Source organism: Acinetobacter pittii (assembly GCF_022449185.1).
Classification (GTDB): domain Bacteria; phylum Pseudomonadota; class Gammaproteobacteria; order Pseudomonadales; family Moraxellaceae; genus Acinetobacter; species Acinetobacter pittii_I.
Genome location: NZ_JAKUKO010000001.1, coordinates 805,800 through 819,108, shown reverse-complemented (window position 1 = coordinate 819,108; position 13,309 = coordinate 805,800). Strand labels below are relative to the sequence as shown.

At 38.6% G+C, this 13,309-nt stretch carries 12 protein-coding genes; 2 read left to right on the top strand and 10 right to left on the bottom strand.

Going from position 1 to position 13,309, the window contains the following annotated elements:
* From MKX14_RS03865 to MKX14_RS03855, 3 genes are read right to left on the bottom strand one after another with little or no spacing between them, the layout of a single operon-like run.
* Positions 1–699 carry a histidine phosphatase family protein gene (locus tag MKX14_RS03865; protein ID WP_240281799.1) on the bottom strand — a complete coding sequence of 233 codons (699 nt, stop codon included), beginning with the start codon at positions 697–699 and terminating at the stop codon, positions 1–3.
* Positions 696–1,817: a phosphotransferase family protein gene (locus MKX14_RS03860; RefSeq protein WP_240281798.1), complete on the bottom strand. Its 1,122-nt coding sequence runs from the start codon at positions 1,815–1,817 to the stop codon at positions 696–698. Before MKX14_RS03860 ends, MKX14_RS03865 begins: the two co-directional genes overlap by 4 nt.
* Before the next feature lie 19 nt (positions 1,818–1,836).
* A complete protein-coding gene (locus tag MKX14_RS03855) occupies positions 1,837–3,078 on the bottom strand; it encodes an acyl-CoA dehydrogenase family protein (protein WP_240281797.1) in 1,242 nt (413 codons plus the stop codon).
* A gap of 88 nt (positions 3,079–3,166) precedes the next feature.
* Here MKX14_RS03855 and leuO point away from each other — a divergent pair, with 88 nt between their 5' ends.
* Entirely contained in the window at positions 3,167–4,087 is a 921-nt protein-coding gene (leuO, locus tag MKX14_RS03850; RefSeq protein WP_240281796.1) for a LysR family transcriptional regulator, read from the top strand.
* A gap of 42 nt (positions 4,088–4,129) precedes the next feature.
* Entirely contained in the window at positions 4,130–4,942 is an 813-nt protein-coding gene (gene pcaU, locus MKX14_RS03845) for an IclR family transcriptional regulator PcaU (protein WP_000030964.1), read from the top strand.
* 57 nt (positions 4,943–4,999) lie between these two features.
* Here pcaU and MKX14_RS03840 read toward each other — a convergent pair whose 3' ends face one another.
* The 7 genes from MKX14_RS03840 to quiC all read right to left on the bottom strand — a co-directional run bounded on the left by MKX14_RS03840 (position 5,000) and on the right by quiC (position 13,295).
* The gene (locus tag MKX14_RS03840; protein ID WP_240281795.1) at positions 5,000–5,866 is read right to left on the bottom strand and encodes an MBL fold metallo-hydrolase; all 867 of its coding nucleotides are present in this window, start codon (positions 5,864–5,866) and stop codon (positions 5,000–5,002) included.
* Between the two features lie 4 nt (positions 5,867–5,870).
* Positions 5,871–6,284 carry a YeeE/YedE family protein gene (locus MKX14_RS03835; RefSeq protein WP_240281794.1) on the bottom strand — a complete coding sequence of 138 codons (414 nt, stop codon included), beginning with the start codon at positions 6,282–6,284 and terminating at the stop codon, positions 5,871–5,873.
* A 4-nt stretch (positions 6,285–6,288) separates the two neighbouring features.
* Positions 6,289–6,702 (bottom strand): YeeE/YedE family protein, encoded by a 414-nt coding sequence (locus MKX14_RS03830; RefSeq protein WP_240281793.1) that lies wholly within the window; start codon positions 6,700–6,702, stop codon positions 6,289–6,291.
* Between the two features lie 134 nt (positions 6,703–6,836).
* A complete protein-coding gene (locus MKX14_RS03825; protein ID WP_108011677.1) occupies positions 6,837–7,295 on the bottom strand; it encodes a DUF6438 domain-containing protein in 459 nt (152 codons plus the stop codon).
* 649 nt (positions 7,296–7,944) lie between these two features.
* Complete coding sequence (gene quiA / locus MKX14_RS03820) at positions 7,945–10,374, bottom strand: glucose/quinate/shikimate family membrane-bound PQQ-dependent dehydrogenase (protein ID WP_240281792.1); 2,430 nt, start codon at positions 10,372–10,374, stop codon at positions 7,945–7,947.
* An 83-nt stretch (positions 10,375–10,457) separates the two neighbouring features.
* The gene (quiX, locus tag MKX14_RS03815; RefSeq protein WP_240281791.1) at positions 10,458–11,777 is read right to left on the bottom strand and encodes a carbohydrate porin; all 1,320 of its coding nucleotides are present in this window, start codon (positions 11,775–11,777) and stop codon (positions 10,458–10,460) included.
* Between the two features lie 66 nt (positions 11,778–11,843).
* On the bottom strand, positions 11,844–13,295 hold the full coding sequence (quiC, locus tag MKX14_RS03810; RefSeq protein WP_240281790.1) for a right-handed parallel beta-helix repeat-containing protein: 1,452 nt from the start codon (positions 13,293–13,295) through the stop codon (positions 11,844–11,846).
* Positions 13,296–13,309 lie beyond the last annotated feature (14 nt).

Genomic DNA, 13,309 nt, shown 5'->3' with positions numbered 1-13,309 from the left:
TTAAATCCATGTCAGTAAATCCGGACGCTCAGCTTTTATAAAATGATGTTCATTTAAACTTAAAACCTGAGCTTCATTTCCAACCAACCGCAAAGTCGTGAGACTTGTATTAGCAATTGTCCAATTCAACGCAAAAGTTCGATTGGGGCTCAGTTCAAGCAGTTTGCCAATTGCTACAGAAATCACACCACCAGATGTAAAAACAATTGCATAACGAGGTTTGGTTTTTGCTAACTCATCACAAAGTTGCTGCAATGCTGTTTCGACTCTTTCTTTAAAATGCGGCCAAGACTCATCATACTCATGATGAAAATCACCATCGGTCCATCGCCCAATGGCACCTTCAAATATTTTGGCGAGATAAGCGCGAGGATTCTGTTCTTGTGCTACGTCAGCTTTTAACAACTCAGGCTGTTCAAAACGTGGCTCATAACGTGCAAAAACCTGTTGGTGGTTAAACTCATTCCATAAATTATTATGATGAATTACTGTATCTGGGAAGCATTCATTAAGTGCAAGTTGTGCGGTTTGTTCATGACGCTGCATGGTTCCTGCAACCACGTAAGGTTGTTCTTTCAATATTTGCTTAAAATATTGTCCTAATAAAGTCGCTTGAGCCTCACCATTTTCAGACAGTTCATCATAGTTACTTTTACCAAATGATGCCTGCCCATGTCTTACCAGATAAATTGTGGTCATTTTCTTAAAATACACTGTATTTTCTGTAGAGATTGCTGAGCAAATTCAGATTCTTGCAGTTTTTGTTGCGCAATAAGTTTTAAAGCTCGAATATGTAGCGCATGAATGACAATCCAGAAATCTTTAAAAGCAGGATTTCGAGTTTGTTTATGGTAATAGCGATAATAGATTTGCTGGGCAATCACTGCTAAACGGAATACACCAAACACTTCATAAAAAGCCCAGTTTTGAGGCTCCAGACCTGTTTTTTGCAAATAATATTCAACGACTTCTTTACGAGAGAACATTCCCTTTAGATGAGTAGGCTGACGGCGCGTCGATCTAAAAATCATATTATCCGTAGGTTCGACCCAATAGGCCAAAGCGCTACCCAAATCCATTAATGGATCACCTAAAGTCGCCATTTCCCAATCCAATACACCAATCACTTCTGTTGGGTGCTCTGGATCTAAAATCACATTATCAAAACGCCAATCATTGTGAATAATACAAGTCGTAGAGTCTTGAGGGATATTATCGTTTAACCATTTTCGAACATATTTAAATGAAGGAACGTTAATAGTACGGACTTTTTCATAACGTTTATCCCAACCTTCAACTTGTCTACGGCAATATCCCGTACCTTTGCCTAGTTCAGCTAAAGGCGTGTTCTCATAAGGAACTTGATGTAACTCAATCAATTTATCAATAACGTTTACACAAAGTTGATGAACATTTTCTTCATTAAAGCCAAGCTCAGGCGGTAATTTTGCACGAGGAATAATGCCTTCAATGCGTTCCATGACATAAAAATCACAGCCAATGACCGATTCATCCTGACAAAGTGCAACCATTTTAGGAAGCACGGGATAATACGGTGCAAGATTTTTTTGCACCATATATTCACGGGCCATATCGTGGGCCGACTTCGCTTTTGTTCCTTTTGGGGGACGCCGTAAAATTAAATCGGTATTTTCATATTTTAAACGATAAGTCCAATTCGACGCCCCTCCCGTATATTGAGTAACAACTGCTGGGCCAACCAACTCAACACCTTGGTTTTTTAACCAGTTTTCAACTGCCCCAATATCAAGTTCTTCACCTTCACGTACTTCACCGCCTACATCAATTACCGACATATATTCACTTCCTTTAAACTTATACTTTCTTATAACGACCATAACCACGTTTGGCCAACTCTAATTTGGCAATCATGCCTTTATGTACTTCATCTGGACCATCAGCTAAACGTAAACTACGTGCTTGAGCAAAGAAACCTGTTAATGGTGTATCTCTTGAAACGCCCGCACCACCATGTAGCTGAATCGCCATGTCGACTACTTTTTCTAAAACACTTGGAGCCACCACTTTAATTGCAGATATTTCTGTTAAAGCAGCCATATTTCCTAAAGTATCCATTTTATAGGCTGCATACAAGGTTAAAAGCCGAGCTTGATCTATCGCCACCCGTGCATCAGCTACCCGTTCGAGGTTCCCACCGAGTTTTAAAATTTCTTTGCCAAACGCCGTTCTAGACATACCACGGTCAATCATCAGTTCTAAAGCTTTTTCAGCAGCTCCAATACAGCGCATGCAATGGTGAATACGCCCAGGCCCTAAACGGCCTTGAGCAATTTCAAAACCTTGACCTGCACCACCAATAAAGTTTTCAAGAGGCACTCGAACATTATTAAAATGAACCTCACCGTGTCCATGTGGTGCATCGTAGTCACCAAACACAGGTAACATACGCTGAATTTCAACACCCGCCGTATCAATCGGTACTAAAACCATAGAGTGTTGATGATGGCGGTCTTTAGTTTCATCTGGAGTATGTGCCATAAAAATAATGACTTTAGCATTTGGGTCACCTAAACCAGAAGACCACCATTTTTTGCCATTTAAAACAATTTCATTACCGTCGATGAGTGCAGTCGCTTGCATATTGGTTGCATCGCTTGACGCAACATCGGGTTCAGTCATACAAAAAACCGAACGAATTTTTCCGTCTAGTAAAGGCTGTAACCATTGCTGTTTTTGCTGCTCACTGCCATAGCGCCATAACACCTCCATATTTCCTGTATCTGGTGCATTACAGTTAAAAACGGTTGGTGCCAATAAACTGCGGCCAGTCAATTCAGCAATATGCGCATACTCTTGAACTGATAACCCAGCACCCAGCTTTTCATCGGGTAAAAACATATTCCAAAGGCCAGCTTGCTTCGCTTTAGATTTCAGCGTTTCTAGAAGTTCGGGCCATTGCCATTTTTTCCAGTTTCCATCCGGATTTAGCTCATGAACTTCTTCCCAAAATTTTGCTTCAACAGGTTCAATTTCTTCTTGAATAAATCTTCTTGTTCGCTCGACAAAATCTTGAGCTTTCTTTGAGAGTTCAAACATTATTTTTCCTTTACATCATTATCTTGTCTTTACATCAACATAACTTGAAACTTAATATGAATGAAATGATTTTATTAAATAACATCTCATGAATAATATTCATAACTTACATGGTCTAGACCTAAGTTTTTTTCACCGAATTGATATCAACTTATATCCGCTTTTTATCGCAATTTATGAGCAAAAAAGTATTTCGAATGCTGCAAGTAGTCTCAATATTACGCAGTCAGCAGCAAGTCATGCTTTGCAGCGTTTACGCCAGCAACTTGAAGATGATGTATTTATACGAGTAGGCAATAAAATGTCTGCTACTCCTTTTGCCGAGCAGATTTACCCAATTGTGAAGCAAGCACTTTTAACCATTCAAAATATTAGCCAGCAGAAGCATGTGTTCGATCCAACAAGCTTAAAAAACTTAAAAATCGCCGTGCATGATGAAATAGAGCCGATTATTCTTCCAAGACTAGCTCAACATTTTCAAAATCTTAATTTAGATTTGCAGTTTGTCAGTATGAAGCTAGATCGAAAACATATTATGGCGGACTTGGCGACACAGCAGCTCGATTTCGTGATTGACCTAGAACAATACTTATCACCCAAAATTACCTTTGATCATTTGGTAACAGATGAGTTTGTCATTTGCAGCCAACTTAAAGAAGTCGATTTAGCTAGTTATATCAGTGGTCGGCACATTGGTGTTTCGTCACGCCGTACGGGCGCTTTACTTGAAGATATTTATTTAAACCAACACCAAAAAATCTCTAGAAATGTATTTATGCGCTGTCAAAACTATTCAACGGCATTACAAGTTTTAGGAGCTCAAGCCGACGCAATACTCACTATGCCCCGAATGATTTTGCAGCATTTGTCTTATAGTCCTGAAATTTGCTTACATTCTCTGCCTTTTGAGATAACCAATATTAAAATGGGTATGTTTTGGCACGAAGATTTAAGGGATAATTTAAGACATCAATTTCTGCGACATGAAATTATTAAACTTTTTCAGTAAAGTAAATTGATCTACTAAGCTTCTATCGTACAAGGATCAGTAATGAGTAAAGATGAACGGATAATCCAGAATCAGGACAACAAAAAAACGATTCGTCATGAAGATTACATTGCTGGTATTGGTAAAGGTATGGCGATTTTAGATAGCTTTAGTAGTAATCAACATCGTTTAAACATTTCTATGGCTGCTGAAAAAACCGGACTCACCCGAGCGGCAGCAAGACGTCATTTATTAACTTTAGAATATTTAGGTTATCTTGAGTCAGATGGCCACTATTACTATTTAACTCCGAAAGTTCTTAAATTTTCAGGAGCTTATTTGGGCGCAGCTCAGCTTCCAAAAGTGTCTCAGCCTTTATTAAATCTGTTAACTAACCAAACTTCACTTATTTATTCAGTGATGGTACTTGATGGTTATGAAGCCATTACCATTGCTCGTAGTGCTGCCCACCAACAAACCGATCGTGTAAATCCATATGGCTTGCATTTGGGTAACCGCTTACCTGCTCACGCGACATCGGCGGGTAAAATTTTACTGGCACATTTAAGCCAAGAAGAACAATTAGATTGGCTCCAAAAATATCCTCTTCAACGTCTAACCAAATATACACATGTTGAAAATGATAAATTTTTAGAGTTACTACAAGAGATTCGAGAACAAGACTGGTGTTATTCACGTGAAGAACACGAATTAGGCGTTCATGCGCTTGCCGTACCCATTTATGGACAAGACTTTAAAGTTGTTGCAGCTTTAAATATTGTCTCTCCGACCATGAAAACAACCGAAGAATATTTAGTTCAACACATTTTGCCTTTATTGCAAGAGACTTCGCGGGACTTAAGACAAGTTCTTTAAATCCTACTTAGGCTATTTAGAACATGAAAATATCCAAAATAAATGCTTAGGCTATTTTTAGAAGTAGTTAAAAGGAATTTTCAAATAACGAATGCCGTTTGATTCTGGTTCTGGAAAATTCCCACCATTCATATTGATTTGAATTGAAGGCAAAATTAATTTTGGCATTGCCAGAGTTGCATCTCGTTCTTGGCGCATTTTTATGAATGATTCTTTGGAAACGCGTCGATTTAAATGAATATTGCTTTGCTTTTGAGTTCTAATATCTGTTTGACAGACATATTCATCACGACCTTCGGGCTTATAGTCATGACATAAAAACATGCGCATGTTGTCAGGAAGTGTATAAAGCTTTTGTACTGAATCATAAAGTGCAGCCGCACTTCCTTTAGGAAAATCGCATCTCGCTGAGCCATAATCGGGCATAAATAAAGTATCACCTACAAAAACAGCATCGGCAATCACATAGCTCAAGCAAGCGGGTGTATGCCCTGGTGTAGGAATGTTATAGGCTTCTATATCCCCTATTTTGAAATGTTCATGATCTTCAAATAAATAATCAAAAGGTTGATTTTCATTGAATTTCTTAAAATCAAAATTATAAATAGCGGAAAATGTTTCTTGTACGATTGAAATCTTCTGGCTAATTGCAATATCACCACCCAATTTAGATTTTAAATATTGGGCAGCAGTCATATGGTCGGCGTGGACGTGAGTTTCTAAAATCCATTGCACTTTAAAGTTTTGTGCCAAGACATAATCGATAATCAGATCAGCATTGGTTGTTTTTGTAGTTGCTGAAGCTGCGTCGTAGTCAAGCACACTATCAATAATTGCGCATTGACGAGTCGCTAAATCTGCAACAACATAGCTAAAAGTATTGGTGTTTTCATCAAAAAAATCTTTTACTAGAGGTTGTTGCATAGGTTTAATTTCCTTTATTTAAGACTCGGTAAATAAACATTCCTAATAACATGGCCACAATAAAATAAAGCGCTTCAAAATGTCCTAACCCAATAAGCGTTAAAGCTGGCGCTGGACATATTCCAGCTATTCCCCAGCCTATCCCGAAAATAAAAGCGCCCACAATTAACCTTTGGTCAATCTGTGTATTTGTTGGTAATTGAATTTGTTCATTAAAGAGTGTTTTAGGACTTTTTATAGCCTTTTGAAATGGAATAAATGCTACAGCAATAGCACCTAACATTACAAACATTAAGCTAATATCCCACTGCCCAAAAATATCTAAAAAACCTAACACCTTTTCTGGATTAGACATACCAGAAATCATTAAACCTAAAGAGAACAAACTACCAAATATAAAAGCCAAAATATTTTTCATGACATTACCCCAAAACATGACGAATGATATAAACCGTTAACATGCCAGCAAACATAAAAACTGCCGTCGCTATCATCGAGCGTTTTGAGAGCCTGCTCATACCACAAATACCATGACCGCTTGTACAACCCGCCCCTAACCGTGTTCCAAAGCCTACAAGTACACCTGCTAAAATAAGTGCAAATGTATTAGCTTTAATTTCAATTTCAGGTTGAAAAAAATAGCCATATATGAAAGGTGTAATCACGAGTCCCGCAATAAACCAGAATGCCGAACTCCTAAGGGTATCTTTAGTAGGATTGATGACTTGAGCAAGCAAACCACTAATTCCAGCTATGCGACCATTTATATATAAATAACCGACTGTTGCGATGCCCAGTAGTAAACCACCTAAGAAGGCATAAACAATATTTGACATGTACTTATCCAAACAATATATGTTTTTATAATATGTATTATACGCTTATTCCTTTAGAAATACTTAAAATAAAACTCTTAAGTCTATAAATATTCTTAACAAGAAAAAGCCCCAAGATTTTGGGGCTTTTATTATTAAATTAGATCTTTAATGCCTAATTGTTCAGGTAATTTTTCCATGACTTTATTCAATCTAGTATTTGCTGGAGAAATACAACCTGTGTAATGACTTAATTTAGTCTCTGTACCATTTGGTTGAATCCATGAAATGTAATAGCTAGACATATCAGTCGCTGTTTGCTGGCAACCTGCAGTTTTTGATTGAGTTCCTGTTTGAGGACGATAAGTTTTTAAATCCTTTGCAAGTTTTTGATAATCTTTTACGCTACCTTGTATTTCTTTAACACCAATTGCTTTTGTATATTGCTTACCTTCAAAGCGAATTAAACCGGTAGGTGTTACTTCTACAGAATAAATCGGACATGCACCAAAGCATGGGCTAGAAGCATAACGAATGGTTTCTTGTGTATTCGGTGCTTGCTGAACAGAAGCACAACCCATCAAAGCTAAACCAGATAAAGTTGCAAGAACCAAAAATTTCATTACATCACCTATTATTATCAAGTGGCTTTAATTTATCAAATCATACACTTCTTGTCATTAAAGACTATTTTTTGTGACTTTATTCATTATTTAACTTTTAATTTTGCTTAGGCTATTGAGCAGAATTAAAAAATCATTTTGTTTCCCCCATAAAAAAAGGCCCATCTTTCGATGAGCCTTAAGCTAATAAGAGCTTAAATTCCTGAAATACAAATTATTACTGGATAGTAATAATCTGCGTCGATCATTCTAGCTCAACCTAATAAATTATATAAATATAATATAAATATATATTTATGCTCGTTTTTCCTACAAAAAAAACCTAATTTTTAAGATTAAAAACCTAATAATGTTTATTTCTAATTAAAATTCACAATCTTAAGTTAAACAAAACTTAATAAAAGTTAAGTTTTTATTTATAGGTAAAACATTATAAGAAAATGGTCAATCATTAGACTATACCTAGCGTTCAGGATGAAATCGCTAGTAGAATATTTTAAGTTTAGCAACAACATCAAGCATTTTTTTACTACTTGGTAAAGATATCTTATTGAAAGTATAGAATCTACTTACATTTATTTATATAAAAAATATATTAAAAATAAAGGCAAAAGAGAATTTTCTCTTCTGCCCCATTTAATTATGGCTCTAAACTATAAGCGATCACATAATCACCATGATCAGGTGATTGACGTGCTCCACCTGCGGTAACAACCACATACTGTTTACCTGTTTTAGGTGAAACATAGCTTATTGGTGTTCCTTGGCTACCTACTGGCATGCGTGATTTCCACAGTTCCTTACCTGTAGATGAATCAAATGCACGTAAGTAGTAATCTTGTGTTGCAGCAAAGAAAACCAAGCCACCTTGAGTTGCCATCGGCCCGCCAATTGTTGGCATACCGATTGGTGCTTTCAAGCCCATCTTAATACCAAGTGGTCCAGTGTCTTCAACTGTGCCAAGTGGTACTTGCCATGCAACCTGACGAGTTTTCATGTCAATTGCTGTCATGGTACCAAATGGTGGTTTTTGACAAGGAATACTTAAAGCAGACATAAAGCGGTTTTTATTCACTTTATATGGTGTACCTTTCATTGGTACAGCACCCATACCTGTATTTACTTTTTCGCCACCATTCGCCTGAATCTTAATGTCTTCAGGTGTTTGTTTAATGAGTTGAACCCATAAACCAAGACGCATATCGTTTACGAACATGTAACGATGTGTCGGGTCAAAAGCAATACTACCCCAGTTCATGCCACCTAAAGAACCTGGGAAGCTTAATGATACATCAGTACCCGGTGCAGTAAATAGGCCTTCGTAACGCATTGACTTGAAGTTAATACGACACATCAGTTGATCGAACGGCGTTGCACCCCACATATCCGACTCAGTTAAAGTCTGATTACCAATTTGAGGCATTTCAACTGAACGAGGTTGAGTTAAGCTGTATTGTTCACCCGGAATATTGGCAGGTTTAACTGGCTGTTCAATCACTTTAGTTAGCGGTTTACCCGTTACACGATCAAGAACAAAGAATTGGCCTGATTTGGTTCCAATCACAACAGCCGGTTTAGTCGTACCATCTTTTAATGGGAAGTCGACTAGACTTGGTTGCATTGGTAAGTCAAAGTCCCATAAATCGTTATGAACAGTTTGATATACCCACTTCTCTTTACCTGTTGTTGCATCAAGTGCTAAAACAGAAGTGTTGTACTTATGATCTAACGGATTACGGTTACCACCCCAAATATCAACAGATGAACTCCCCATAGGTAAGAACACTGTATTCATTTGTGGGTCATACGACATGGCGGCCCAAGAGTTTGCCGAACTACGTTTATAAGTTTCGCCCGGTTTTAGAACATGGTTAGGATCAGGATTACGTGGGTCAAATGCCCAGCGGAGTTTACCTGTAATCACGTCATAACCACGGATTACACCACCCGGCATATCCGCTGCTACGTTATCAGCAATACGGCTACCCACTACAATAGTTGTACCCGCAATAGTTGGTGCAGAAGTCACTTCAAAACGTGGAGCTTTTGTTCCATCGCCTAAGCCTTCGAGTAGATTAACCGTTCCATTCACCCCAAAGTCAGCACAACGCTCACCAGTATCTGCATTGACTGCAATTAAACGAGCATCTGGTGTATTGGTATATACACGGCGTGGACATGTTGTGTTACCCGCAACAGTAGTTACCGGAGTTGCGCCAGCTAATGTTGGTTGTACAAGTGCTTTTGTTGAATCAAAGTATGCAACACCACGGCAACGCTCCCACGCATCGGCTTTAGAGTTCACTTCAGCTTTCCAGAGCTGTTTACCTGAGTCAGCATCTATCGCAAAAATGTTGTTATGTGGTGTACATAAAAACACTTTATTTCCAACTTGTAGCGGGGTCATTTGGTCTTCAGCACCATTACCGCTACCCGTTGTAAAATCACCTGTTCTAAAGCGCCATGCTTCTTTTAGCTTATGAACGTTATCTCGGTTAATTTGATCGAGAGCAACAAAGCGGCTACCACCTGCATCATTACCATAATTTTCCCAATTTACCTGTTTTTTAGATGGGTCAACTGGCACTAAAGGTAGTTTTTCACCTGAACTTGCTACTGTTGGATGCGGTTGGAACATTTGATAGAGCGCAATCAACATACCTACAACAACTAATCCTCCTACCGCATAGGATGAAGATGCCAAGCTCGTTTGAAATTGGTAACGTCGAATTGAAGGCAAAGTAAATAGCAAGGCAGCAAAAAGACCAGCAGGAAACATTAAGCGCGAAAATAACGGCCAGAATTCCCATCCAGCATCAACAAATGACCAAATTACGGTACCAACAAAAACAGCCGCAAAAATCCAGACACCCAGTGCTTTTTTACGGAAAATACTAATTGCCGAAATGGTTATAAACAGTCCTGAGATAAGGAAATACCAAGAACCGCCGAGTGATACTAGTTTTCCACCACCTACGATGTAAAAAACACCAGTAGCCAATAAAACTAGACCTAATATAAAACACCATATTTTGAATAAGATATGAAACTTAGAATCTGACTCAGACATAGATCCTACTCCACATATACTGAACCCGAATAGTTCAAGCATTTGGGGCCAGTTAAACTATGTCTAACCAGCCATCAATATTGTTAAAAATTGACTTTCACACTAAGACCAGCCACCCAAGCATCATCAACCTCTTTTACACCAGCAGGTTGATGAATATATTGAATGTTTGGACGTAACATGACGGCCCGAGACCATTGATAGGTATAGTTCAACTCGACGTTTAGCTCGTCGTCTTGAATTGGAATATAGTCAGATGCAATCGGATCATAGCTGTAATATCCACGACTTTCATTTGTTGCGATCTGTTTATCTTTAGCACGGTCATTAACGACATAATTAGCGATACCAAAACCAATCGAATCATTTGGACGGCTGTCAAATGGTCCTTTATACAAAAGTGCAAGTTGTTGAGTACTTTGAACAAAAGTCGTTGCTTTATCATTTACAACGCCATTAAAAGTTACATATAAACCGCGTTTCGGATCTTCGCCATTATTCGTCAGTTGTTGCTGTGCATTAATCCAGAAGCTTTGTTTTCCGTCATGAACTTTACCCGCAGTTTTAACATCATTTGCTTCTGCGGTTGAATACAGTGCACCTACTTTATATTCACCCGGCAAGCCATTAAAGGCAGCAAGTTTTGGTTTCCATGCCAGCTCAACCGGTATGGTTGCGCCCTTCACATTGTTCATATCCAGATTAAAACCATCACTATTTGATTCGGTTTTAATGTTTTCTGGATTTACTTCATACACACCCAATCCCAAAGTCCATTCAGGTGCAAACTGATATTTAACGTTTGTACCCCAAATACCAACTGGTGAGTTATACCAAATTGAACCAATTGATTTTCCTAACTGCCCACCACAAAGCAATAAGTTCTGAAACTCACATTGAGAACTATTAAAATCCTCTGACATTCCCATACGACCAAATTTGACCTGTACAGTATTATCGATGAAACCCTTCTTCACCCATGCTTGAGATAAACGCCAGATTTTACCGCGACCATAAATTTCTTGAGCATTGCCCAATTGGCTAGAACGTGGGTCTTTAATACGCTCCAAAGTAAGCGCATTTCCGTCACGTTTGGTTACGACTAGACTCGCTGTTGTATCTTTCCATCCAGCAATTTTTTCTAAATCTAGGTTTGCACCTAAAGAAAGTTGTGCAGCATTTTTAAAAGTATTGCTGTCGTTGTAACCACCATCTAAATTTGTAGCACTTTGGCTCATAATAGAAGCTGTAAATTTATAGCCCTGCTGCTCTAATTGCTGGCGTTTTCCATTCCAGTCGCCAAGCAACCATTGACGGTCTTGTGACCACGGCTCATTCGCAAGCGCAAATTGGCTGCCTAATACAGCGATTGTTAATACACTCAGTTTCATTAAATTCGGCATCTTAAGTCCCTTTTATCATTTCTATATTTCTATGCTGCGCCTCAGTTTGAGGCGCTTTCCTTATTGTTATTTAACACTTGTAAAACCAAGCTCAGAAGTTGCACCAAAACGATCAGTGATATTCGCTGTAATTGAGGCAACTTTTATAGTTGGCTTCCAATTCGCTTTTGCAATTCCTTGTGCATCTGTAGCAACTGTTATTGCCCCTAAATATTGCTCAGCTTCTTTTGATGCCGCATTTTGATTACCAAAAAATTCAACTTGGTAACGTTGATTTGGTAAACCATTAACTTCTACCGCAACTGAACCCTTATTCGCAGTTAACTTCGGCGCTTTAATGCCCTGATTAGGTTGAGCATTACAGCCTTGTTCATTTGGTTGAGTACATGTTTTTTGTTGTTTAGATGGATCAACAACCACACCACCACCACGAGAACCTACGAATCCTTCATGCTCAAGTGCAGGTACACCAAATACAATTGCACCTAAACGCTGATTCGGTACACATGAACCACCCGCTTCACAGCGCTTAATATCTTTACCATTGTCCCAAATCAGGTTTTTAGTCAATGTAATTTTTGCATTTGCATCTTTTTCCGAACGAATCGCGACACCAATACGGTTACCATGCACTCTGTTGCTATCGAGAATGTTGCCATCGCCAGTCATGTTAAAACCAATCGAGTTATTGGTCATTTCGTTGTAGGCAATATAGTTACGCTTACCCCAGTTAATCTGTAAGCCATCCGAATAGTTTTCGAATTTATTACCGACTACGGCATTGTCATTACCCCACAAAATTTCAATACCTTGTGATGGCTCTGGGTTTGCTTTAGTTGAAACAAAATGGTTATTTGCAATCAGGTTAAAAGCAGCACCGCGGGTTAGTTCTAAACCATCGCCATTATCTTGGAAGATGTTGTCTAAAACTTTATTGTTATTGGTCGTGGTTGCCGTTGGGTTACCTTGCCCATCATCACCAGTAAGCATGACACCAGCACCACCGTAGTTATTGCTAATACGGTTATGTTGGATGAGGTTATTGCTTGAACGGTTAACCAAAACACCAATACAGAAGCGATGAATGTCTAAACCTTTTAAAGTGACATTGTTGACGTCACGTAGTACCAACCCCGGTAAAGTCATAGTACGTACATTAGTGCCGTACTGCTCAGGGTTTGCACCGGGACAAGCTTTTGCACCTTCGCCTTTAATATAATTTGAACCATCAATTGCGATGTATTCACCAGTTTTATCCCACTGTGTACCAATAATTTTGACAGGTACTTTAATTTCAGGAAGTGCACTATTTAATTTAATCGCATAAGGCGCTTTGCCTACTGCTTGAATCAAAATGTCGCTAGCTTCGCTTTGGTTTGCATTGGCTTGTTCAATGGCCCAGCGTAAAGAGCCTTTATTGCTATCGTCTTGATAACGATCAACAACATAAGTTTGTGCTGCCGCTACTCCTGAAACCATCAAACCTAATGCAAGAGTAGTTAAACGTAATGTAGTCATTTCATCATATCCTT